The 23,025-nt window shown below is 68.2% G+C and carries 24 protein-coding genes; 10 read left to right on the forward strand and 14 right to left on the reverse strand.

The window, feature by feature from the left end; genetic code table 11:
- The first annotated feature begins 38 nt into the window (after positions 1-38).
- The gene (locus SACMADRAFT_RS05655) at positions 39-671 is read left to right on the forward strand and encodes a YHS domain-containing protein (protein ID WP_009152824.1); all 633 of its coding nucleotides are present in this window, start codon (positions 39-41) and stop codon (positions 669-671) included.
- A 121-nt stretch (positions 672-792) separates the two neighbouring features.
- Positions 793-1,617, forward strand: a complete 825-nt coding sequence (locus tag SACMADRAFT_RS05660; protein WP_009152825.1) for an SAM-dependent methyltransferase — start codon at positions 793-795, stop codon at positions 1,615-1,617.
- 68 nt (positions 1,618-1,685) lie between these two features.
- Here the strand turns inward: SACMADRAFT_RS05660 and SACMADRAFT_RS05665 are convergent, their stop codons facing one another.
- The gene (locus SACMADRAFT_RS05665) at positions 1,686-2,249 is read right to left on the reverse strand and encodes a hemerythrin domain-containing protein (protein WP_009152826.1); all 564 of its coding nucleotides are present in this window, start codon (positions 2,247-2,249) and stop codon (positions 1,686-1,688) included.
- Between the two features lie 11 nt (positions 2,250-2,260).
- Entirely contained in the window at positions 2,261-3,283 is a 1,023-nt protein-coding gene (locus SACMADRAFT_RS05670) for a S1C family serine protease (protein WP_009152827.1), read from the reverse strand.
- Positions 3,284-3,414: 131 nt separating this feature from the next.
- On the opposite strand from SACMADRAFT_RS05670, the gene SACMADRAFT_RS05675 reads away from it, so the two are divergent.
- The 4 genes from SACMADRAFT_RS05675 to SACMADRAFT_RS05690 are packed head-to-tail and all read left to right on the forward strand — an operon-like array spanning position 3,415 to position 5,789.
- Complete coding sequence (locus tag SACMADRAFT_RS05675; protein WP_009152828.1) at positions 3,415-3,753, forward strand: hypothetical protein; 339 nt, start codon at positions 3,415-3,417, stop codon at positions 3,751-3,753.
- 10 nt (positions 3,754-3,763) lie between these two features.
- Positions 3,764-4,318, forward strand: coding sequence for an SPW repeat protein (locus SACMADRAFT_RS05680; RefSeq protein ID WP_009152829.1), 555 nt, complete (start codon positions 3,764-3,766; stop codon positions 4,316-4,318).
- The gene (locus SACMADRAFT_RS05685) at positions 4,315-5,247 is read left to right on the forward strand and encodes a universal stress protein (RefSeq protein ID WP_009152830.1); all 933 of its coding nucleotides are present in this window, start codon (positions 4,315-4,317) and stop codon (positions 5,245-5,247) included. The genes SACMADRAFT_RS05680 and SACMADRAFT_RS05685 overlap by 4 nt, the downstream gene beginning before the upstream one ends.
- Positions 5,244-5,789 (forward strand): general stress protein, encoded by a 546-nt coding sequence (locus SACMADRAFT_RS05690; RefSeq protein ID WP_009152831.1) that lies wholly within the window; start codon positions 5,244-5,246, stop codon positions 5,787-5,789. Before SACMADRAFT_RS05685 ends, SACMADRAFT_RS05690 begins: the two co-directional genes overlap by 4 nt.
- Positions 5,790-5,878: 89 nt before the next feature.
- On the opposite strand, the gene SACMADRAFT_RS05695 is transcribed toward SACMADRAFT_RS05690, so the two are convergent.
- Entirely contained in the window at positions 5,879-6,649 is a 771-nt protein-coding gene (locus SACMADRAFT_RS05695) for an acetate uptake transporter (RefSeq protein ID WP_009152832.1), read from the reverse strand.
- Between the two features lie 198 nt (positions 6,650-6,847).
- Here SACMADRAFT_RS05695 and SACMADRAFT_RS05700 point away from each other — a divergent pair, with 198 nt between their 5' ends.
- Positions 6,848-7,306, forward strand: coding sequence for a hypothetical protein (locus SACMADRAFT_RS05700; RefSeq protein ID WP_009152833.1), 459 nt, complete (start codon positions 6,848-6,850; stop codon positions 7,304-7,306).
- A 6-nt stretch (positions 7,307-7,312) separates the two neighbouring features.
- Here SACMADRAFT_RS05700 and SACMADRAFT_RS05705 read toward each other — a convergent pair whose 3' ends face one another.
- On the reverse strand, positions 7,313-8,407 hold the full coding sequence (locus SACMADRAFT_RS05705; RefSeq protein WP_009152834.1) for an AI-2E family transporter: 1,095 nt from the start codon (positions 8,405-8,407) through the stop codon (positions 7,313-7,315).
- The gene (qcrA, locus tag SACMADRAFT_RS05710) at positions 8,404-9,504 is read right to left on the reverse strand and encodes a cytochrome bc1 complex Rieske iron-sulfur subunit (RefSeq protein WP_009152835.1); all 1,101 of its coding nucleotides are present in this window, start codon (positions 9,502-9,504) and stop codon (positions 8,404-8,406) included. The genes SACMADRAFT_RS05705 and qcrA overlap by 4 nt, the downstream gene beginning before the upstream one ends.
- Before the next feature lie 49 nt (positions 9,505-9,553).
- On the opposite strand from qcrA, the gene SACMADRAFT_RS28430 reads away from it, so the two are divergent.
- Positions 9,554-10,108, forward strand: a complete 555-nt coding sequence (locus SACMADRAFT_RS28430; RefSeq protein ID WP_157617198.1) for a copper chaperone PCu(A)C — start codon at positions 9,554-9,556, stop codon at positions 10,106-10,108.
- A gap of 168 nt (positions 10,109-10,276) precedes the next feature.
- The gene (locus SACMADRAFT_RS05720; protein WP_009152837.1) at positions 10,277-10,570 is read left to right on the forward strand and encodes a DUF3040 domain-containing protein; all 294 of its coding nucleotides are present in this window, start codon (positions 10,277-10,279) and stop codon (positions 10,568-10,570) included.
- A gap of 3 nt (positions 10,571-10,573) precedes the next feature.
- On the opposite strand, the gene SACMADRAFT_RS05725 is transcribed toward SACMADRAFT_RS05720, so the two are convergent.
- Entirely contained in the window at positions 10,574-11,437 is an 864-nt protein-coding gene (locus SACMADRAFT_RS05725) for a phosphoribosylaminoimidazolesuccinocarboxamide synthase (protein WP_009152838.1), read from the reverse strand.
- 319 nt (positions 11,438-11,756) lie between these two features.
- On the opposite strand from SACMADRAFT_RS05725, the gene SACMADRAFT_RS05730 reads away from it, so the two are divergent.
- Positions 11,757-12,569 (forward strand): SAM-dependent methyltransferase, encoded by an 813-nt coding sequence (locus tag SACMADRAFT_RS05730; protein WP_009152839.1) that lies wholly within the window; start codon positions 11,757-11,759, stop codon positions 12,567-12,569.
- 6 nt (positions 12,570-12,575) lie between these two features.
- Here the strand turns inward: SACMADRAFT_RS05730 and SACMADRAFT_RS05735 are convergent, their stop codons facing one another.
- The 8 genes from SACMADRAFT_RS05735 to SACMADRAFT_RS05770 form a co-directional block, all read right to left on the reverse strand.
- Complete coding sequence (locus tag SACMADRAFT_RS05735; RefSeq protein ID WP_009152840.1) at positions 12,576-13,502, reverse strand: UbiA family prenyltransferase; 927 nt, start codon at positions 13,500-13,502, stop codon at positions 12,576-12,578.
- Positions 13,490-14,731, reverse strand: a complete 1,242-nt coding sequence (locus SACMADRAFT_RS05740) for a cytochrome P450 (RefSeq protein ID WP_009152841.1) — start codon at positions 14,729-14,731, stop codon at positions 13,490-13,492. Before SACMADRAFT_RS05740 ends, SACMADRAFT_RS05735 begins: the two co-directional genes overlap by 13 nt.
- A complete protein-coding gene (locus tag SACMADRAFT_RS05745; RefSeq protein ID WP_009152842.1) occupies positions 14,731-16,299 on the reverse strand; it encodes a prenyltransferase/squalene oxidase repeat-containing protein in 1,569 nt (522 codons plus the stop codon). The genes SACMADRAFT_RS05740 and SACMADRAFT_RS05745 overlap by 1 nt, the downstream gene beginning before the upstream one ends.
- Positions 16,300-16,425: 126 nt before the next feature.
- A complete protein-coding gene (locus SACMADRAFT_RS05750; RefSeq protein ID WP_009152843.1) occupies positions 16,426-18,444 on the reverse strand; it encodes a neutral/alkaline ceramidase in 2,019 nt (672 codons plus the stop codon).
- Positions 18,441-19,613 (reverse strand): YncE family protein, encoded by a 1,173-nt coding sequence (locus SACMADRAFT_RS05755; protein WP_009152844.1) that lies wholly within the window; start codon positions 19,611-19,613, stop codon positions 18,441-18,443. Before SACMADRAFT_RS05755 ends, SACMADRAFT_RS05750 begins: the two co-directional genes overlap by 4 nt.
- Before the next feature lie 49 nt (positions 19,614-19,662).
- The gene (locus SACMADRAFT_RS05760) at positions 19,663-20,967 is read right to left on the reverse strand and encodes an SAM-dependent methyltransferase (protein ID WP_009152845.1); all 1,305 of its coding nucleotides are present in this window, start codon (positions 20,965-20,967) and stop codon (positions 19,663-19,665) included.
- A 111-nt stretch (positions 20,968-21,078) separates the two neighbouring features.
- Positions 21,079-22,467: an FAD-binding protein gene (locus tag SACMADRAFT_RS05765; RefSeq protein WP_009152846.1), complete on the reverse strand. Its 1,389-nt coding sequence runs from the start codon at positions 22,465-22,467 to the stop codon at positions 21,079-21,081.
- Positions 22,468-22,511: 44 nt separating this feature from the next.
- Positions 22,512-22,841, reverse strand: a complete 330-nt coding sequence (locus SACMADRAFT_RS05770; protein WP_009152847.1) for a MerR family transcriptional regulator — start codon at positions 22,839-22,841, stop codon at positions 22,512-22,514.
- Positions 22,842-23,025: the final 184 nt, after the last annotated feature.

Consider the following 23,025-nt stretch of genomic DNA (forward strand, 5'->3'; position numbering starts at 1 on the left):
ATTGGCGAGGATTCGACCCGGAATGAGGGGAGCACACCATGATGTTCGTCGAGGTCTTGACCACCCGCGGCTCGCTCACCGAGCGGCAGCGGGAGCGAATCAACACCCGGTTCATCGAGCAAATGACCGGTCACGGCGAGGCCGGTGCCGAGGGGGGCGCACCGGAGGAGGTGCTACAGACGGCACGAGGGCTGTTCCAGCTCACCTTCCACGAAGCGGACGGGTGGTTCGTCGGTGCGCAACGCATCGCGGACGGGCAGCAGGCGAGATTCGTCGTGCGCGCCAGCGTGCCGCAGGCGTGGCTGCAGGAAACCAGCGCACACCTGATCAAGACGATGACCGGCATTCTCGCCGAGATCGACGGCGGTGAGCGGCTGTACGAGGAGCCGCACGCGTGGATTCACGTGGTGGGCATCGCGGACGGCTCCATCGGGGTTTTCGGCCAACCGCACAGCGGCAACGACATCGTCAAGCTCATCACCAAGTCGCACCGGGAGTCGCCGAAGCCGCCCAGCGACCTGCCCGCGGAGAAGGGCTTCGACCCGGTGTGCGGCATGACGGTGCCCTGGAAGCACGCGGCGGGCACGGCCGAGCACGAGGGTGTCAGGTACGCCTTCTGCAGCAGTGGTTGCCACGAGGTGTTCGTGGAGGAACACCCGGAAGCCGCCTGACACGGAACCGCTGGGCCAGTTCCACGACACCGCGAACGGTAACCCGGCCGGATGACCCACAGTGGCGGAGCGGCTACGATGTCGGCGGTTCCACACCTTGCTCGAGGGGAGCTCGACCCGCATGTCCAACGACAACGCCGACAACAACGATCCGGAGATCGTCGTACTGGACGATGGTGTTCCGACCGCGGCCCGCGTCTACGACGTGATGCTGGACGGCAAGGACAACTACGCCATCGACAGGCAGGTCGCCGAGGCGAGCCTCGCCGTCATGCCTGAGCTCAAGGAGATCGCCCTGCACAACAGAGCGATCCTGCATCGCGTTGTGCGCTACCTCGCCACCGAGGAGGGCATCACGCAGTTCCTCGACCTCGGCTCCGGATTGCCCACGGTGCGCAACACCCACGAGGTGGCGCAGGAGGCCAACCCCGAGGCACGGGTCGTCTACGTCGACATCGATCCGATCGTGCTCGCGCACGGCAGGGCGATCCTGCAGGACAACGAGAACACCGCCGTGGTGACGGCCGACATCCGCAAGCCCCGCGAGGTCCTCGATCACCCCGAGGTGCGGGCGATGATCGACTTCGACAAGCCGGTGTGCGTCATGCTGTGCGGGATCCTGCACCACATCCTCGACGAGGAGGACCCGCAGGCAATCGTCACCGCGTTGCGTGAGGCCGTGCCGTCCGGCTCGTTCTTCTTCATCACCAACTTCACCAGGCTCGGGGACTCACCCGAGAGCGAGGAGTTGGAACGGGTGCTGCTGTCGCAACTCGGCACGGGCAGGGTGCGCACACCCGAGGAGCTGACCCGGTTCTTCGACGGCCTCGAGCTGCTGAGCCCCGGCGTGGTGCCGCTTCCGTTGTGGCGTCCGGAGGAGATCGTCACCGACGCCACGACGGTAGGCGTGCGGTTCATGACAGGCGGTGTCGCCCGCAAGCCGTGAGCCGAAGCCGAGGCAGGCCCCGCGGTTCCCGCGGGCCCTGCCTCGGTGAACCGCGAACGCCGCCGCGGTCAGCTCTGCCTGCCCTCGAGTTTGTCTCGCATCCGGTCGATCATTCCGGCGCCCGGCGCGAGGATCCGGTTCGCGGGCGGCTTGTCCGGCGCCTGCGGGTGCGGCCGAGTCGGCGCGGTCTGCTTCGCCTTCGTGACCTTCTCCCCGAGCGATATCAGCTCCTGCTCGTCCATCGCGGACTCGAGCTTGGGAAGCAGGTCGGTCTCCTCGTCGTCCACGTGGTGCCGGATCGAGTCGATCAGGTTGCCGAGCAGCTGGTCGAACTTCGGGTCCGTCGCGTCGAGGCCCTCCAGCTGTTTCATCAGCAGCTCGGCCTGGGAGTGCTCCTCGATCTCGTGATCGGCGATCTCGTCACCGTTGGACAGGTGCTTGCGCGCCGCGGGGTACAGGTACTGCTCCTCGGCGACCGAGTGGCGGACGAGTTCGGCGATCACGTGGTCGGCCAGCTCCCTGCGCCGCTGCGGATCGGCCGTGCGGTCCTCGAGTTCGGAGAACACCTGCTCCACGTCCCTGTGGTCCCGCACGATCACGCCGATCAGGTCATCGCGTTCCGCCGTGCTCATGGCCGCTCCCTTCATCCCTCCCGGGAACCGATGGTGATGGTGGCTTGCTGCCGCTGGTTGTCGCGCACGTACTCGACCGGCACCCGCTGGCCTGGTTCGGTGCGGCGAAGCGCCGTCAGCAGCTCCTCGACGCTGCTGATGCGCGTGTCACCGAAGCGCACCAGCACGTCACCTCGTCGCAGACCCGCTTCCTCGGCGGGGCTGCCCTGCTCCACGCCGAGTACGAGGGCGCCCTCCTCGGTCTGGATACCGAGCTGTTGCCTGATCGACTCGGTGAGCCTGCCCAGCGACAGCCCGAGGTAGGGGTGGGTGGCCGTGCCGTCCTCGAGTAGTTCGGCTGTCGTGTCGAGCACCGTCGACGTGGGGATGGCGAAGCCGAGCGACACCGCACCGGCGCTCGGCGGAATGTAGGCCTCGTTGATACCGATGACACGCCCCTCGGCGTCCAGCAGCGCACCGCCGGAGTTGCCGGGCGAGATGGAGGCGTCGGTCTGGATCAGATCCACCAGCGACCGGCTCTGTGCCGCGGATCCGGGAATCTCGCGGTGCAGCCCGGACACGATGCCCGCCGTGACCGAGTTCTCGAAGCCGAGCGGGCTGCCGATGGCGATCGCTCGCTCGCCCGGCCGGGGCAGCTGCTTTCGAAACTCGGGTACGGGCAGGTCGCCGCGCTCGGTGCGCAGTACCGCGAGGTCGGTGATCCGGTCGGTGGCGAGCACGGTGGCGCCGGACTCCGTTCCGTCGGCGTAGGTGAGCGTGACCTGTCGTTGGTCGGTGACGACGTGCTGGTTGGTGACAACGATGTTGTCGCGCAACACGACCCCGCTGCCGATGCCGTCGGCGGGGGTGCGCACGGTGACCACACTTGGTTCGACGCGCTCGACCAGGTCGGCGTAGCCGGAGTTCTCGGGGGCCTGCGCGCTGTTGGCGGGTTCGCCGCCCTGCCCGCCCGACGGGTCCTGCTGACCGCCGGTGCAGCCCGCGACGAACAACACAGCCGTGGCCACGGCCAGCACGCTCAGTCGGGAAGGCACGGCGAATGGCTACCCAGCTTGACGGTCGTCGAATCCGCACCCGGTCACGAACGGACAAAGGCGTGGTTGCCAGGGAGGTCTGCCGGGAACCCAACGGTTGCCCACGACCCGCACGAGGAGAGGAGCCGGCTGTGCGAGCGGCAGTCACCTCGGTTGTGGCCGCGTTGGCCCTGGTGGGCGCCTGTGGGGGCGAGGCGAATCCGCCAGGTGAGTCAGGCGGACTCACGACTTCTCCGCCGCCCGCCTCGCCGTCGGAGGGCGAGGAGGTGCTGGTGCGCGGCACCGTGCAGACCGGTGTGGAGCCCGACTGCCTGGTGCTGATCACGCCGGGACGCGAGTACCTGCTGCTCGACGCACCGCAGGTGGAGGTGGGCAAGCGCTACCTCGTGCGCGGCAAGCTACGGCCCGGCGCGGCGACGACGTGCATGCAGGGCACGCCGATGACCGTGCTGCGGGCCGATCCGCTGTGAGGAGGCGATCGTGAATCCGCGACGCAGGACAGGCGAGCAGTCCCGCCCGCCCATGGTTCCCGAGGAACAGTACGGACCGTGGAAGGGGATGCGGCCGCCGCACACCAACCCGTCCGCTGTGCCCGCGGACCGCTACCAACGACCGTCCCGGCCCGTGCCCTTCCGAGACGTGCTGGCCGGGTTTCCCAGCGCCATGGTGTTCCTCAGCGGCGTGTGGCTGCTGGTCGTGCCGTTCCTGATCGAGCATCCCGGCACCGCGGCGGGGGTCAACGCGGTGTGGAACGACGTAGGGGCGGGCCTTGTGCTCGTTGTGCTCGGCGCGACCAGGGCGGTGTCGCCTTTCAGCACGTTGTGGGCCGGTTGGCTGACTCTCCTTGTCGGCGGCTGGCTGATCGCGGCGCCCTACGTGCTGGGTTACCGGGGTGGTGACGCCGCCGGTGCGACGGCGAACGACGTGGTCGTCGGGGCGGTCGTCATCGGACTCACGGTGGTGAGTCTCGTGTTGAGCCTGCGCTGGCGTGGGGCGGAGAGCACGCGACGGGAAGGTGAAGGTGAGCGCGAATGACGGAACCCGAACTGCCTCGGCAGGCCGTGCTGGCGTGCTTCGACGGCTCGGAAGGATCGACCTCGGCGGTCCGTTGGGCCGCGAACGAGGCGCGTGCACGCGGCAAGCCGCTGATCGTCGTGCAGTCCTTCGAGTGGGCCATGCCCCTCGTCGGCCCGGGTGCGACGAGTACGAGCGCCTACGGCGAGGACACCGTGCGTGAGTTCGCCGCCGACCAGCTGGCCGAAGTCGAGCAGGAAGCCCGCGGGCTGGCACCGCGAACAGCCGTGCACACCACGATGCCGGACGGTCGGCCGGAGGACACCGTCCCCAAGCTCGCCGAGGAACTCGATCCGGTGCTGGTCGTGCTCGGGGCTTCGGGCCGGGGCGCGGTGGCCAGAGTGCTGCTCGGTTCCACGGCCGCCGAGTTGGCCAGGACGCTGCGCCACCCGCTGGTGGTGGTCAGGGGCGAACCGGCGCCCGAAGGCGCACCGGTGGTGGTCGGTGTGGACGGTGCGGGCACGAGTGAGAGGGCTCTGGAGTTCGCGGTCGACTTCGCCGAGCGGCACGGTGTCGGCGTCCGGGCGGTGCATGCCTGGTCGGACTGGCCACTCGACGTGTTCGCGACCGCGCCGCCCGGCCAGGTCGGGATGGATCACGTCGACAACACGACGCAGGAACTCGCCCGCAAGCGGGTGGAGGCGCTGCGTGGCCGGCACGCGGGCACACCCGTGGACTGGGAGCCGGTGACGGAACCGGCCGCGGGGGCGCTGCTGGACCGGGCGGAGGGAGCAAGCCTCGTCGTCGTCGGCAGCCACGGCAGGGGAGCGCTGGGCAGGGCACTGCTCGGCTCGGTGAGTCACGCCGTGCTCTACCACGCACCGTGCCCGGTCGCCGTGCTCCGCGACACACACGACGCACACGACGCACACGAGGAGGACACGTCATGAGCACACCGCACAACACACGCGCGGAAACGACCCCGCAGCGCGCCGTGGCCACGTATCGCTCCTACGAGGAAGCCGAGCGGGCGGTGGACTACCTGTCCGATCACGACTTCCCGGTGCAGCGAACGGTGATCGTGGGCAGGGGTCTGGACATGGTCGAGCAGATCACCGGCCGGTACACGTACTGGTCCGCCGCGGGCAAGGGAGCCGCGAACGGTGCCGTCGTCGGCGCGTTGTTCGGCTGGTTGTTCGGCCTGTTCGGCTGGGTGGCGCCGCTGATCGCCGACCTGCTGCTGGCTCTCTACGGTGCATTGTTCGGTGCCGTCGTCGGCGGCGTGCTCGGAGCGCTGCTCGGCATCGCGGGGCACGCAGGCACCGCAGGCAGGCGTGACTTCAGTTCGGTCCCGCATTTCCGGGCCGAGTCCTACCAGTTGCTCGCCGATGCCGACGTCGCTGACAGGGCTCAGCAGATGCTGAACGCTGCAGGCGCACCAGGGGTCGGCGACCGCCGACCTGACGAGGGCGGTGCGAACGGACAGGTGTGACGCGAGCATCCATCCCGAACCCGAAACGGCGCCCCGGACCTCCACGAAACGAAGATCCGGGGCGCCGCCGTGTCGGCGATCGGTGTTGCTTACTGGCCTGCCTTCACGCCAGGCTCGCCGACCTGATACTGGATGGTGCGCTTGGGGTGCTCGCCGGGCTTGTTCGGCTCGGCTCCTCGCTTGCCCATCGGCAGCACGACCCGCTTGAAGGTCGCCTCGAGCACCATAGCGCTCGCCGCGTACCAGGCGAGCACAGCAGAGGCGAGCAGCACCCAGCCCGCGGCGGTCTGGACAGCGGAGAACGCGCCCAGCAGTCCGATGGCGAGCAGTGTCGCACCGGCCGCGAGGGTGAGCAGCACCGCCGAGACGGCGAGGTTCTCCGCGGCAGCCGCCACCGAGCCGACCCAGGTGATGGCCGCCAGCGCGATGAACCAGAAGCCGAATCCGCCCGCGGCTATGGGGCTCTCGGTGATGCCGGGCAGGACTCCGAACGCCACGAAGAAGTAGTACAGGCCGTAGGCGATCCAGAAGGAGCCCCACGCGCCGTGTATTCCGGTGGCGAGCGCGTCGCGGGCCCGGTACGCCCACATTCCGGCGAGCAACTGGGCGATCCCGCCGAAGGTGAACACGAACGGCGCGAGCACCACGGGTGTCGCCTCGTTGCCGTACCAGCCTGCGATGTTGGCCGCGACGATGAAGGTCGCCGCGGCGAACCCGTAGAGACCGAGGATTGACGGCGCCGCGACCGGACTGAGGGTGATCTGCGTGTGTTCACGCCAGAACGTGAACTCGTTTCCGTCCGCGGCCTGACCGTGACCGTTGGCGGCTCTCGCGCTGTGTGTCGTCGGTTGCTGGGTCACTGTGTCACCTCCTTGGGTGCGGTGTGCGTCAGGACCCGTTGGGTTCGTACCCGGCAACGACGGCGTGAACACCGGCTGGTCAACTCGTTGCCCGTTCGTGATTCGAGTGCTTCGGGTTCCGGCTGGCAGGTGAGGGGTACACGGGTTCTGGCCTGCTGTTGGGTGCGGGCAGCGCAGGACGGGAAGGAGACGCGGGGAATGTCAAGGGAGCGCTCCGGCGACAACCCGATGGGGCTTTACACCCGAGAGATCCGCATGGCCTTGCGGAACAACTCGGGCGCCTACGGCTTCACGGTGACTGTCACCTGCTCGGTTTCCATGCTCTCGGTTATGCACACCGCTCCCTCGCCGCTGCACATCTTCCTCTTCGTGTTCGGTGCCGTGGCCAGCTTCTTCTTCGTCGAGATGCTCGCGACCAGGCTGTTCCGTCGCTCGCTCGGCGGGGACGAGAAGAGCAACGTGGTGGCGCTGGGCAGTTCGCTGGGGGTGTTCTCGATCTCCCTCGCCGTCGGGGCCACGGCGCTGACCGCCTTCCTGCTGCCGGTCACGCTGTCGTGGTTCGTGGGCTCCTTCGCCGCCTCGGTGACCTACCTGCTGGTGAACGCGCTGGAGATGGACATCGCTCGGCGCCTTGAGGAGGCACGAAACGTCGCGTAGCGCCGGCTACTCCCGCTGCGCGGACTCGCCGGTTTCGGCCTGGCCCTGCGGATCCGGTCCCTGCTTGTGTTCGGCGACGGCCAGTACCGCGCCCTTCACCGCCGCCAGCACCGGAACGGCGAACAGAATGCCTGCTATGCCTCCCTCTGTGCCTCCGATGATCAGCGCGACCAGCACCACGGCAGGGTGCAGGCGCGAGAAGTTGCCCTGCAACACCGGTTGCAGCACCTGACCCTCGAGTTGCTGCACACCGAGCACCACCCCGGTGATGATGAGTGCCGCCACGAACCCGTTGCTGACCAGCGTGACAATTACGGCGAGGACCCCGGACACCACGGCTCCGATGTAGGGCACGAAACTGCCGATGAAGACAAGGGCGGCCAGCGGCACGGTGAGCGGCACCCCGACGACGGCCAGCCCGATGCCGATACCGAGTGCGTCGATGAAGGCGACGAGTGCGGTGACCCGCACGTAGAGCACAACGCCGCGGTAGGCCCTGCGGCCGGCGTCGTCCACGATCGCCCTGGTACGCGGCCGCCACGGCAGCAGCAGGAACGACCACATCTTGGGCGCGTCGTAGAGGAACATCACGAACAGCACGATGGCCACCACCAGGCCGACCACGAAGGAGCTGATGGTGCTGAAGGCGCCGACCGCCTGTGAGATCACCGCCTGCTGGTTGCCCGACAACCACTGCTGGGCTCGCTCCAGCAGGCCACCGCTTGCCTCGAACGGACTTTCGTTGAGCCAGTTCCGCAGTTGTTCGATGCTCTCGAGGACCCGTAGCCGAAGCTCGTCGTAGGCCTCCACGATCGAGAACACCACGAACGTCACGATGCCGCCCACCACGACGAGCCCCACGACCAGCGCGCCCAGCACGGCAAGACTGCGGGGCCAGCGGTGGCGCACCAGCCACGAGACGATGGGTTCGAGCAGAGCTGTGAGCAACAGCGCGACCAGCACCGGGATCACCACGTAGCTGAGGTGCTCGACGATGCTGGTCAATGCCCACAGCGCCACGACCACGAGCAGGAACTGGGCGGAGACCATCGCCGCGCGCCGCAGCAGGCCAGACGTGAGCCGCAGGCGCGGTTGAGTCATTTCGGCAGTTCCCAGAAGGTGGGCCCGACCGGCCCGGTGAAGTCACCTGTCGCGTAGAAGAAGCCCGACTCGTCCACGGAGATGGGCAGTTGCGGCAGCGGCCGCGCCGCGGGACCGAAGATGGGTTTGGCGTACTGGTTGAGGTCGAACTGCGACTGGTGACACGGGCACAGCAGCCGGTTGACCTGCTTCTCCCACAGGTTGACCGCGCACCCCAGGTGGGTACAGATGCGGGAGAAGACGTAGTAGTCGCCGTAGTTCATCCCGGCCCGGTCGGGCCGGTACTCCACGCGCTCACCCGGTCGGAAGCGAAACAGCGTCGCAGGGTTGTCGGCGCGACTCAGCACTTCCTTGAGCTGCTGCGGGTTGCCTCGCTCCGACTCGCGGAACGGAAACACGGCCAGCAGCCCACCGGGGTCGATGTCGCCGGGGCGAACCAGTGCCACCTGCTCGGGGTCGGCCGTCTCGATGCGCAGGTAGACCTTCTCGCCGTCCTCGGGATACCAGCCGGTGTGCCACAGCGTGTCGGCCTCGCCGCGTCGCGGCCCGGGCTGCCAGGGACTCTCCACGAACCCGCCGACCCCGATCACCGCGACACTGGCGCCCGCCACACCCGCGCCGATTCCCATGGCGCGGCCGAACACCGAGCGCCTGCGAATCCCGACGTTGTCGGCCGCGTCCTCGACGGTGGCGACGAAGATCTCCCTGTTCTCCTCACTCGATGGACCGGTCGGGTGACGCTGCTGTACGGCCGTCTCCTTGGGCAGCACCCGCCTGACGTGATTGATCAACGCGCCGAAAACGCCGATGAGGGAGAGGCCCAACCACATTCCGAGCAGGGGCGTGTAGGCCTGGTACAGCGCGTAGCCGGGTTCCTGCGGCGGCACGTACTTCCACGGCCAGACTATGTAGTGGGCGATGGCCGCCGCTCCGGCGACGGCCGCGAGCGCCCAGAACAGCAGCACGGGCCTACGTGCCCGCCGCTCGGCGGAGGTGCCAGGGCGATGTCTGCTCTCGTATTCGACGAGCTCGACCCCGTCGGCCTCCGCCCCCTGCCGCAGCAGCTCACTTCGCCGCTCATCCTGCCCGCCGGCCATCACTCCTCCATGACGGATGACGTCGCCCGTGGCCGGGTATCCGCTGGCGATGAATCGAAACCAGTGGCGTACCTGGGCCGTGATCGCCAACTCGGTGCTACTCGTGGCCGTGGTCGGCTGTGCGGACCAGCCGGAGATTGAGAGCAGCCCGGTGGGAGCCAATGCCACCGCAGGGGCGATCCAGCTGAGCAATGTTCTCGTCGACCCGCCACCGGAAGGTGACAGCTACAAGCCGCACGAAAGCGCGGTCGTGCGGTTCACGGTGTTCAACCAGGCGTCGCAGCCGGACGAGCTGAAGTCCGTCGAGGCGGAGGTCGCCACCGAGGTGCGGCTGATGTGGGACCAGGACTGCGACGGCACCGCGGAGCCCTCGTCCGCGATTCCGGTCAAGGCCGACGGGACCGTGCCCGACCCGATGGGTGATCCGCCGTTCATCGGAACCGTGTACTTCCTCGAGATGGAGGGGCTCAAGGAAGAGATCCGGTCAGGGACCACTGTCCCACTGGTGTTCGAGTTCAAGGACGCGGGCAGCATCGCGGTGCCTGCCACGGTGCTGACCGGCGAGGACGTGACACTGCCGCCGCTGGGCTGCCGCCATGGCTGACTCGTTTGTCGTCGCACCCTCGGGGTAGTCCCATGGCGTGGCCGGGCAGTTGCCATGCCATGTAGTCCGCTGAAAGGCGCGACCCCTCAGACCGATGACGGCGGGAGCGGGCGGCTCCCGGAACGGATGGCACGCGGAACGATCAACTAGTGAGTGCAGGAGCCCGCCATGTTGAGCCACCATGAACGGCAGGAGCTCGAGCGGATCCAGCAGTGGTTCGAGCTCGACGACCCGCAGCTCGCCAGGGCACTCGGCCAGGGCTCGCCACCGAGGACGAATCTACGCTCACGGCTGGCTCGCCTTGGTATGGACGCGCTGGCGATCGGGCTGGTCGTTCTCGGCGCGGTGACGCTGAACTTCGGGCTGATCTTCTTCGGTGCCGTGATGCTCGCGGTTGCCGCGTGTTTGCATGTCACCCACTTCAGCGACGGGATGCCCACCCGGTACCGCCGCTTGGAATAGCGGTCACCCTCGTGGCGGCCAGGTGAGTCCGGTGATGCGCTCGTAGGCCTCGACGTAGCGTTTGCGGGTGGCCTGGACGATCTCGTCGGGAATGGCAGGGCCGGGTGGTGTCTTGTCCCAGCCGGTTGCCGAGGCCCAGTCGCGCACGTACTGCTTGTCGAAGGCGAACTGCGGCCTGCCCGGCTCCCATTGATCGGCGGGCCAGAACCGCGACGAGTCCGAGGTGAACAGCTCGTCGCCCAGCGTGAGCGTGCCGTCGTCGGATCGACCGAACTCCAGCTTCGTGTCGGCCACCAGGATGCCCCGGCTCGCGGCGTGCTCGGCGCCCTCGCGATAGATGCGTAGTGTGAGGTCGCGAAGCATGGTGGCGGTCTCGCGACCCTCCATGGCGACGACGTCGTCGAAGGTGATGGGCTCGTCGTGCCCGGCTTCGGCCTTCGTGGTGGGGGTGAAGATCGGCTCGGGCAGCTTGCTGCCTTCCTGGAGTCCGGTGGGCAGCCGCACCCCGGATACCGAGCCCTTGCGCCGGTACTCCAGCAGGCCCGACCCGCTGAGGTAGCCGCGGGCGATGCACTCGACCTTCACCATCTTCAGCGGCCTGCACCGCACCGCGCGTCCGGCGAACTCGGCGGGGACGTCGGTTGCCGAGATCAGATGGTTCGGCACCAGGTCACGCAACCGTTCGAACCACCACACCGACAGCTGTGTCAGCAACGCGCCCTTCTCCGGGATAGGTGTGGGCAGCGTCACATCGTAGACGGAGATCCGGTCGGAGGCGACCAGCAACAGATCGCCCCCGTCTTCGTAGACGTCGCGGACCTTGCCGGCGTGCAGGTGCTTCACGTGGTCATCGTAGACGGCGGCCATGCCTGGCCCCCGTTGCCGCTGGTCAGTGGTCGCGCCGTCGGGTGTCCACCGGGTGGGCGTTGCGTGACCCTGCGCGCTCGTAGCGTGATACAGCATTGTGGACGGACGCGGTGTGGCGCGGCGTGACGCAATGTCTCACGATTCCTTTGTGGCCAGGGAAAACGCCGTCCGAACTGACTGTTTCGGACAGTCGCCGAGCCCGAGTCGACCAGGAACCTGGTCACTCCATGGAAACGGATCGGCACTAGAATCGGATGCCCCGAGCGGCGCGAAGATCATCAGGGCGAGTCGGCCGCGAACCGAGGAGGCGTACTCACAAGTGGCACTCCCTACCGGCACACCGGGACAGGATCGGTTCGCGAAGTCCGGTTTCGCGCGTATCAACGATTACTGGCTGGACGGCAAGCACCACACCGTCGACGATCAGCGGCTCGCCGACGACGTCGCCGTGGTGGCACCACACATCCCGTACCTGGTGCGCTCGCAGCGAGCGTTGCTCGGTCGTATCGTCCGTTACCTCTGTGAACGCGGCGTCAGGCAGTTCCTCGATCTCGGCTCCGGCATCCCGACCATGGGCCACGTGCACGAGAGCGCCCAAAGCGTCGATCCGGCCAGTCGTGTCGTGTACGTCGACATCGACCCGAAACTCGGCGAGCTCGGCCGCGAGATCCTCTCCGGGGACGACTCGACGGCGTACCTGACCGCCGATATCCGCGACCGGGCTGCGGTACTGGAGTCCGAGGAGGTCCGCAGGCTGCTGGATCTGGATCAGCCGGTCGGCGTCCTGATGATCGAGACGCTGCTGCACTTCGCGGATTCCGAGCGCCCGGCGGACATCGTCGCCGGTTACGTCGACGCGATCGCCGCAGGCAGCTACGTGGCACTTTCGCACTGCAGCGAGAACGAGCAGTTGCTCAATGCCTACGCGATGTTCGAACGAATGATGCTGGGAGCTCGCCCGGAGGTGAACCTGCGTTCCACCGAGGAGTTGGCAAGCTACTTCCGGGGGCTCGAAATCGTCGAGCCGGGCATCGTCGCGATCCCGCTGTGGCGTCCGGATTCCGAGGAGGACCTTGATCGCAACCCGGAAGAGGTGCAGATGCACGTCGGTGTCGGGTACAAGCGCGGCTAACCTGCCTCATCCAACCGCCGCCACCGGTACGGCGACGATCAGCAGGTCACCCACCATGGCGAGCGACATGGACCCCCTACGCATCCGGGCCGAACTGGGCACCACACCGCGGGAGACCGGGCGCAGCAGCGTCAGAGTCCCGAACACGAAGATCCAGTGTGCTGCCGTCGCCGCCGCAGCAGCGAGGTACCCGTAGCGCGACCACAGGCCCCACAGCAGCGCCACCATGCCCACGGCCATGATCGCGTATGCCAGCAGGAGCGCCCGAACCGGTCCGTAACGCACGTTGGGTGTCCGCATCCCGGTGGCCGAGTCGGACTCGACGTCCGGCGCCGACCACCAGATCAACCTGCCGCCCGCGAGCGCGCACATACCCAGCAGCACCGGCCAAAGGAACGGCTCGAAGCCCGCACGAACGGCGGAGTAGGAAAGCAAGGGCGGCAGGACGACGAGCGCGGCGCAGAACACGAACGTGCCCGCGAGCCCTCGGCGCTTGAGCCGCACCGGTTCGACGTTGTAGAACACGTGCAGCGTCACCGCCGCCACGGCCGCCAGCGTGGCGACCCACCTTCCCGTCCACGCCGAGATCGCGACGGCAAGGGCCAGAGCCGCCGCCATCTCCGCCGCGGTCCAGCGCAACAGGCGGGCACGGCCGAAGCGCTGCGCCGCACGCGCCAGGTAGCCGCGCTCCCGATGCTCGGCATCGGTGCGGATGTCGACCGCCGTGTTGAGCGCGAGGCCCGACGTGATCAGCAGTAGGTTCGCCAGCACGGCCAGCGCGACGGGTGCGGTGAGCAGGCCCGCGGGTTCAGTGATCGCCAGGCAGGCACCCCATACGGCGTAGCAGGAATAGTTGACCGGGAACGGGTACTCGAGCCGATGGACATCGGCGAGGTCGCGCCAGACCGAGGAGGTGTCGGCTAGTCGTGGCACCCGGTCACCTCCATCCGCAACCGCTGCGCAGGGGCCATGGCGTGACCGCGTGACCTCGGCATACCGTCGGTCGGGTCGACGCAGCGCAACGACCGCCTACGCAGCAGTGCGGCGGTGATCATCCGGGCCTCCAACTGTCCGAGTTGGCTGCCGAGGCAGTGCCGCGCCCCGCCGCCGAAGGGCAGGTACCGCTGTGGCTGTGGGCGGCTTCCGAGGAAGCGGGCAGGATCGAAGCGGTGTGGGTGGGCAAAGTAGTCGGGTTGCCGGTGTGCCAGGTAGATACTCGGCGACAGCACGGTCCCTGCCGGTAGTTGCCTGCCGAGCAGCCGCGTGTCCCGCTGAAGTACCCGGTTCCCTGCCGCGGGCACCGGAGGGGTGATCCGTAACGCCTCCTGTACCGCGGCGTGCAACAGCGGAACTCGCTTCACGTCGGCACCGTTGTCCGAAGTGGACTCCAGTTCGGCAAGCACGTCCGCGCGGATGTCCGGGTTGCGGTCGATCCAGTAGATCGTCCACGCGGTTGCCGACGCGGTCGTCTCGTGGCCCGCGAACAGCAGTGAGACGATCTGATCCCGAAGCTCGTCGTCGTCGATCGTCCCGAGCGGACCATCCGGCGCCAGCAGCAGGGATGCCAGTGTGGGCGGGGTGGTGGCCGCCGCCTCACGGGCTCGGCGTAGCAGCAGGGCGTCGAGCTTCGGGCCCGATGGGGGAAGTCCGCCGCGGAACAAGCGGTAGGCCAGCATCCGGTACGGGGATGCCAGCGCCCTGTCGATCCAGCGCGAGAACTGGCGAAGCAACGCCTCGTCGCGGCTGCCGAACACGATGAGCGAAGCCACTTCGAGCGTCAGGCTCCTGGTCCACTCAGGCAGTACGAAGACCGTGCCCTGTCGCAACCGGTCGATCGCACGGTCGGTCGTTTCGGAGATGATGCCGTGGTAGTCGACGAGCCGCCTCGCCCCCAGCGGTGGCCCGAGCACCTTGCGGTAGGTGGCGTAGCGCGGCCCGTCCATCCACAGCAGCGATCGCGGTCCCAGTACCGGCCGCATCGAGCGGCTGCCGGGGTGTGCGAGTGAGCTGTCGTTGCGAAAGATCCAGTCGATCGTGTCCGGTCGCCAGACCAGAAGTTTGGCCGGGTCGGAGGCCAGTCGCACGAAACCTTCGGGCGCGTCGGCGTGTGAGTCCAGAAACGGCAACGTGCGAAACGCCAGGCGCAACTCGTTGCGGTTCATCACACCTGGACTCCGTGTCCGGCTGCCAGCAGCAGGTCAGCAACCCGGGCGTCGGTGTGGGCCAGGTACAGCGCGGCGAACACCTCGGTGTCGACGATGCGCGTCGGGGTGTAGAGGTCCTTGTCGTGCCACAGTGGTGGGTGCCGTTCCTCGCCCCTCGACTCCAGCAGGAAGGCGGCACCGCGAGCGGCTGCCGCGGCCACCTCGTGGTCGCCCGGCTCACCCGCGCGCAACAGCGTACGAACGCCGTACGCGGTCTCCTCCCTCGTGCTGCTCCAGTGGCCCCACGACCCGTCGTCGCGCTGGGTGCGCATCACCCAGTCGACCGCCCTGCGGACCGCCTGGACACCCTCGGGTGTGCCGTACGCGGCGAGCGCTGTGGCGCAGCAGACCGTGGCGTAGTAGGGCGAGGCGTGCCACTTGTCGTCCCAGTGCCCTTCCAGCTGCTGGGTGTCGGCCAGCCATCGGGTAACCCGCCACGCCGCCGCGCGGTAGCGGTCGACGTCAGCGGCCGAGCCCGCGGCGAGGGATGCGCCGATCGCCTGCAGCACATGCGCGTTGGTGCTGGTGGAAGGCGTGCGTTCCTCGGGGAAGCAGGCGAAGTGGTCGCCTGCGTCGTAGTTCCACAGGCACTCGGGCGAGCGCGGACTGCCGAGCTTGGCCAGCGCGTACAGCGCGGTGGCGGTGTCGTCGGCATCGGCCGGAAGGCCGAGCCCGCCCGCCGCTCCCTGCTCGCCGAAAGCGCTGTGCAGGCTCGCGACAAGCCCGGCCGGTGCGGTGAAGGAAAGGCCGGCCTCGGAAAGTGTGGACAGTACCCAGGACCGTTCGAAAAGCGCGAGCGGCGCCGCGACGGGTACCCCGCCTTCGGGTTCGGTCACCTGCCGCAGGTAGCCGACACAGGGGTGGTTCTCGTCGCGCACGCCGTCGTTGCCCAGCCACACCGCCGTCGCTGCGGGCGAGCAGCCGACGATGCGGCCGTCCACCGGGGTCACGAACGACGCGCCCCTCGCGGGCTCGCCGATCACCTCCAGCGAGTGCGCCAGTTTCTCCGGCAACCCGTGGCCCTGCGCCACGGCCGCGCGAAGGGTCGCGAGCAGTTCGGCGCTCGCGGCGTCGGGAACCGGCAGCGGCGCTGCTGCGCGCCTGAGGAGGTGCGCGTTGATGTCGTCGACCAGACCGGGTACCACGATCTCGACCGCGACCGTGTCGGGCAGCGATCCGTTGCGGGACAACCGTCGAGCCAGCGCGCGCACGCCGCGCTCGGCGGCGGCCCGAACCCGCGGGTCCGCACCCGGCCGGTGCTGCTCGGCGAGCAGTGCTTCGGTCGCGCTCAGCGTCGGGACGATGTGGTAGTCGTCCGGCCCGCCCCAGCGACCGTCCTGCTTCTGCTGCGCCAGCAGGAAGTTAACGCGCTGTTCGTGCCCGGCGAGAGCCGGGGTGAGCGAGACCAGCCTGCCCGTCTCGTACACGGACGGTTCGAACCGGCCGGTCGGATCGGCGAGCATCTCCGACAACGTTGCCGCTGCCGTCTCCTTCGCCCGGTTCAGCCAGGAAACGCGCGAGTTCATGCTGCACTCCTCGACGGCATGCGGCTTTGAGTTGTCCGCCCCCTTGTAACCGGTCCAGCACTGAAAGTAGCACCCTTGCCCTGGCTGTCACACGACCTGTGCACCGATTGGAGCAGTCCACTGCCGTCAGCCGGTGACCTCGAACTCGCTGGACGTGCCGGTGAAGGAGCGAACGCGGCCAAGCGCGTCGCGCGCGTCCCCGTGGTAGCGAATCCGGTGCGTGCCCTCGGCTGCCCGCGGCACCTCCCAAGTGACGACTACTTCGGAGGCGGTCGGGCCCTTGCGCGCGACGCGGAGTGTCGTGGACCAGTCACCGTCATCGGCCACGGTGTGCCAACCCTGCGCGTCGCGGCGTTGCACCTCGACGAAGGTCTCGCCGCGGTGCGGGTCGTTGCCAGGGTGCGCTCCGCTGAAGGTGACGCTCACCCGCGAGCCCGGCGGGTAGCTCGGAGCAGGCTGGGTGAGCACGTCGCCGAAGGCCGTGCCGGGCACGGGGGTGTCGAGCAGCACGGGTGGTTGCAGTGACAGCTGGCTTCGTGAGAGGTCGGCGGGAGGCTGCCCCGGTTGCAGTTCGCGGCCGTCGCGAAGTGCCGTGGCCAGTTCGGCCGCGGTCTGCCGCAACGCGGGGAGTTGCCAGCGCCCGAACAGCGTGCTGCCGCCCTCGTAGTGCTGGGCGTCGTACTCCTGCGGCGTGGTGACGTAGTGGAAGTAGCCGTTGCTGTAGCCGGCCACCAGCACGTCGCGCACGTCCGCACCCACGATCCGCGCCACTGTGCGGCGCAGCCGCAGCCCCGCCGCGATCGTCACCTCGCCCGGTATCCCGATGAGGTAGAGTCCGCCGATCCGGACCAGCTGTACCGGTACCCGCTGCGCCACCCACGGGTAGGCCGCGTTCATCGCACCGATCGGCACGACGACACCCTTGGGTGCCTGGCAGTCACGCAGTCGCGGCGACGCGGTGTAGAGCACCGAGTCCGACACCGTGTCCCACAGCGGGTTGCTGCCTTCGGCGAAGGTGGGAAACGCGGGGCCGTCCTCGGTGCTGCCTGCCGCCATCGCCGCTCCGACGGCGGGCTCGCAGGTGTGGTGTGGCCTGCCGTCCCCGGTGAACTCCGGCCGTACCTCCACATCGGACATATCGATGTAGACAAGCCGGGAATCGACGCCGCCGGACATCCGCCTGCCCCGCGCGTTGAGCTGACTCGCGGCTGCCTGGTACTGCCGCAGCCCGATCTCGCGCGTGGCGGCGAAGTCCTCCGGTGTGGTGGGCGGGCGCAGGTCCAGATTCGGGGACATGTCGCCCGCGTTGGTCTGGGCGAACGCGGAGACGAATCCGGGCTCACCTTCGCGGTAGTCGACCCCGGCCACCTCGCGTTCCCAGTGGTAGGCCGCGTAGCCCTTGTTGTCGGCACTGATCAGCCGGTTGTCGCCGGACATGCTGGTGTTGTGGGTGGCGAACCAGTTGATCGCGCCCACCGACCTGCCCCCGCGCTCCACGCGCAGCAGCGAGGTCTGCGGGTCGATGGCGTCGGGGAAGAACGCGCGGTCGGCGGCGGGGTTGCGGTCGAACGCCTGCCGGGACCGGTTCACGCTCGCGGTGGCCAGTTCCGCGTGGCTGAGTGTGAGCGAACCGGGCGCCAGGTCCTGGTGCGCCCGCCTTACCGATTCCACGATGCCGTCGACGATGGCGTCGAAGGTCTTGCGGTGGAATCCGAGCGTGGTGAGGTTGTAGAGGAGATGATGGGAGTAGCCGCCCGGCCCGGCGTGCGTGTGCGTGCCCGTGAGTAACACGTTCCGTTCGGTGTAGAGGTCGCCGTAGTCCTCGGCCAGCCTGCGCAACACCGCCTGGTGCACGCTCGAAAAGATCATCGGTGAGTCCACGACGACCAGCAACACCCGCTCGCCGCCGTGCGGCTCGGCGATGACGAAGGAACGGGCACGCAGCCGGTTGTGCAGGCCCTCGGCCTGCTGGTCGAGGCGGCCGTAGCCCATCATGCCGACGTCGGCGACCTCACCGGTGGCGTCGGCGATCCCCCTGCCTAGGAGGTAACCGCTGTCGGGCGGTGGCGCCTGCCTCGCCTGCGCCGGTGGCTGTGCCGTGGCGAGCGCCACCAGCACGGCCGCGAGAAGCGCCCTGGCCCTCACGAGGTGAGCACGTCGGCGGGCACCGAGTAGCCGCGTACCCGCTGCGGGTGGTCGCCCACCGGGATACGCGCGATCTCCCTCGGGTTGTCGAAGGAGACGACCGAGATGTCGTCACTGTCGCTGTTGGACAGGAAGCAGTGCTTGCCGTCGGGTGAGGTCGCCGCCCAGTAGGGCTTCTTTCCGGTGGGGACGATCCGGTCCACGGTGAGCGCGGGGACCGACAGGATGGCGGCGTAGTCGGAGATCGTGCCCGCGTCGCAGATCTTGCTGTGGTCGCCGTTCATCGTGAGCCCGTGATGTGCCGAGTCGAGCGGGTACTCGTCGCGGCGAAGCTGCTTGGCCTCCTCCGAAAGCGGCAGGTGCACCGTGCGGGTGCGGCGCCGCTCGTGGAGGTCGTACTCGATGAAACCGTTGTGGAAGGAGAGCTGGGCGTACATGGTCCGCTGGTCGGGCATGACGACGAACGGCCGGATGCCGACACCGAAGTCGATCACCTCGCGCACTCGCAACGTCTCGGCGTCGGCGATGGTGAGCCAGCGCCTGCCCTTGGCAGCGTCCAGCAGCGGGTCGTCGGGCGCGACGACGTTGCCGATCGTGGCGTTGTAGATCGTCTTCCCGTCGGGGGAGTACTGGTTCTCGTGCGGGAAATCGCCGCTTTCGAACCGGCCGGTGATGGAACCTGTCGCGGTGTCGACGGCATCGACCACGTTCGCGGTGGTCGCCGAGACCAGCAGGGTGCGTCCGTCAGGGGACAGCGCCATGTGGTCGGATCGGTAACCGTCGACGCGACGCACCCACAGCTGCTCGCCGGTGGCCACGTCGAACGCCGAGACGTCGCCCAGGCTCGGGCGCGACACGTACATGGTCCTGCCGTCGGGCGAGACCATGATGTCGTCGACGAGTTGGTCGTGCCCCTCGCCAGCGGTCTGCCTGATGACCAGCATGGCGACGAGCTGGTCCGGCGTCATCGACGCCTTGCGCTCCTCCAGGTCGCCGACGACGTCGATGCGCTGGTACTTCGTGAACGTGCGGGCATCCACGAGGTCGACGGTGCCGTCCCAGTTGTTGCCGACGAACATCACGTCCCGGTTCGGCGCGGCCGCTGCCGAAGGTGCGAGGGTGACCGTCAGCAGGATCGCCGCGGCGAGGGAGCCCAACCGTTTCCACATGGGCAATAAACCTACCGGAAAGTAGGTTCTATTTGGTAACGGTGTTGCGCTAAACGCCCCAGTCCGGGCGCAACGGCATGCCTGCCTGACCTTCGTCGGCTACCTTCACACCGAGCACCTGCTGCAGTTCCAGCTTGTGCCGCTCGAACGCCAGCCGGGACGCCGCCATGTAGAGCGCCCACACCCTCGCCCTGCGGACACCGGCCTCCTGTGCCGCCTCGGGCCAGTTGCGGTCGAGATTGGCACACCAGGCTGCCAGCGTCCTCGCGTAGTGCTCGCGCAGGTTCTCGCTGTGGCGAACCTCGAAGCCGTTGTCCTGCATGGCGCAGATGATCGTGCCAACGCCCTCGAGCTCACCGTCGGGAAAGACGTAGCGGTCGATGAACGGGCCCGTGTGGTTGGGATCGCTGTTGGTCGGCCGGGTGATGCAGTGGTTCAGCAACCTGCCCTGCTCGTTGAGCTTGGAGGCGAGGAAGCGGAAGTACGCGGGCAGGTTGCGGGCGCCGATGTGCTCGGTGAGCCCGATCGAGGACACCGCGTCGAACCCGGTCTCCGGCACGTCCCGGTAGTCCAGGTGCCGAACCTCGGCCCGGTCGGCGAGTCCCCTCGCGACGATCTCCTTCTGCCCCCACTGGGCCTGCTCCCGCGACAGGGTCACGCCGAGCGCGCGCACGCCGTAGTGCTCGGCGGCGTGCGCCACCATGCCGCCCCAGCCGCATCCCACGTCCAGCAGCCGCATCCCCGGTTTCAGCCCCAGCTTGCGGCACACCAGGTCGAACTTGTGAAACTGGGCCTGTTCCAGCGAGGAGTCCTCATCGGGGTAGCACGCGCACGTGTACGCCATCGACGGTCCGAGGACCATCTCGTAGAACCGGTTGGAGACGTCGTAGTGCTGCGAGATCGCGGCACTGTCGCGGTTCTTGGAGTGGCGCAGACCTCGGATGCCGCGCAGTAACCGGGCGGGCGCCTCCTCCGGAGGGGCCGGAACCCGCCGGAGGTGCCCGAGACCGACCTGCCGCAGCAACCACAGCCGGTCGGCCACGCTCAGCCCGTCCACCACCGAAGTCATCGTGCGCAGTAGCTGGTACAGGTCGCCGGTGACGTCGAGATGGCCGGTCACGTACGCGCGAGCGAGGCCGAGTTCGCCTGGTGCGGACAGGATGTAGCTCAGCGCGGTGGGGGTGCGCACCTCCATCCGTACGGGTGCGTCGTCGGCACCCGCGACACTGCCGTCGTATCCGACGATGGCCACGGGCGCGTCGGTACCGAGGAACCTACCGAAGAGCGTGCCCAGATCCGTGCTGCTCCGCGCCGAGAAACTGCTCGCGCCGAGGCTTGCCTTGCCCATGTGCATCACCTTCCGCTCCTGCCCGCGCAACGGGCCTTCGTGGCCTGCCGTGCTACCGAGGCGTCAGTCGTGCTGCCTGCTCACCTGGTTTCCCCATGGCCACGGTGCTCATTGCGGTCATCTCGCTCTGACACATTTGTCGTAGAGGTCCAGCAACTTCCGCTGTGGGTCGTAGCGCTGCTTCAGCGCTCGGTAGGCAGGCCCGTTGTAGAGGCGCCAGAACTCCTCCGGCTCGTAGAAGCTCTCCGAGTACAACGACTTGCGGCCGCCCAGTTCGGTGACGGTGCGCTCGATCAGCCGGTTGTGCGCCGCCACGTCCTGGCCCGGCTTGGCGGGCACGGTGGCCCAGAAGCCGAAATTGACGTAGAGCGTGTCGGGATCGAGCTCGTACAGTGGCCAGCGGCGCCGGTCACGCTGCTTGACCGGGCAGATCCACACCGGACTGATGGGGATCTCGCGCCGGAAGAAGTCGAGGAACTCGGCAGCCCGGTCGACGGGCACCTCGATGTCCTGCACCACCGCCTCGGGCGGGGGTTTGCCGAGCGCCCGGTTCAGCCTGGCGGTCAACCGATGCCGACGTTCGAAGGCGATGATCTTCCAGTAGGTGTCCGAGCGCAGCAGTTTCGGGCCCACGAGCAGTCGCACGAGCCGGTTCTGCACGCCCAGCGCGCGGGAGCACCAGAACCAGTCGGTGTCCCAGCGCCACAGGTAGTCGCGCGTGTACAGGTGGTCGGTGGTGCGCTGCCTGATCGACTTGTAGTAGATGTCCAGCCAGGTGTAGTCGCTCGGGCGGGGTGCCTCGTCGGTGAAGGTGCCCAGCGTGAGGTACAGCTCACGAGGGCCGAACACCGTGCCGTCGACGAAGTCGACGTCGCCGCCGGAGCAGGCGCGTTCCAACTCGGCGAAGTACTCGCCCGGGTCGGTGTGTCGGACGTGGCGAAGCCGCACGTAGGGCCGCACCGGTTCCAGCTCGATCCGGAGCCGCAGCGCGTAGCCGAGCGTGCCGTAGGAGTTGGGGAAGCCGAAGAACAGGTCACCGTGCTCGTTGTCGGGCCTTGCGACCACGATCTCGCCCGCGCCGGTGAGGATTTCCAGCTCCAGTACCGACTCGTGCGGCATGCCGTTGCGAAACGACGACGACTCGATGCCGAGCCCGGTGACGGCCCCGCCGAGCGTGATGGTCTTCAGCTGCGGCACCACCAGTGGCATCAACCCATGCGGCAGCGTGGCGTCCACCAACTGCTCGTAGGTGACCATGCCCTCCACGTCCGCGGTGCGGGTGTGCGGGTCGACCTCGAGCACGTGCCGGAAGCCGGAGACGTCGAGCCCGTCGGTGGCCGCGCCCCGAGGGCGGAACAGGTTCGACGTCGGCTTGGCCAGGCGTACCGGTGCGCCCGGCGGTCGGGCGGCGAGCTGGTCGCGTAAGGCCGCCACGCGTGCCTGGTGTCCGGTAGCCGTTGGCGTCGCGTCGCCGACGCCGGGTTGGTGCAGCGCCATACCACCCATGATCGCTCCAGGTGGCGGCTACTGCCAGGCACTTTCGGTTCCTTTCACCCAGAGCCGTTCGCCTCTTGCCACTGGGCGAGGTCCTGCTTGAGCTTGGCGATCTCCTGTCTTGCCTGGTCCAGCTCCGTCTCCAGGTGCAGGATGCGCTGCGCGGAGGCGAGCGTGTGGCCCTCGTCGAACAACTCGCGCAGTCTGCCCGCGAGGCCGAGCTGGTGTCGCGAGTAGCGGCGGTGACCACCGCTGGAGCGCTGCGGTGACACGACTCCCGCGTTGTCGAGACTGCGTAGGAACGGTTGTTCCACGCCGAGCAACTCGGCGGCCTGCCCCGTACTGAAGGCGGGGTAATGCTCGTCGTCGAGCTTCCGCAGGTTCATCGCGGCACACTCCCACCAGAAGAGGTCGACACCATCAATGACAGTTTAGCTAGTGTGGCCGGTTGACCCAATATGCAGTGACCGATATAAGAATCATTGGCTCGTTCACGAGTTTAGTCGTAGTGATCGATAGAGGTGGGTGACTGTAGCCGTGGTTGTCGCGAATCTGAAGGGACAGTGCACG

Origin of the sequence: Saccharomonospora marina XMU15 (genome assembly GCF_000244955.1) — a bacterium.
In the GTDB taxonomy this organism is placed as follows: Bacteria; Actinomycetota; Actinomycetes; order Mycobacteriales; family Pseudonocardiaceae; genus Saccharomonospora_A; species Saccharomonospora_A marina.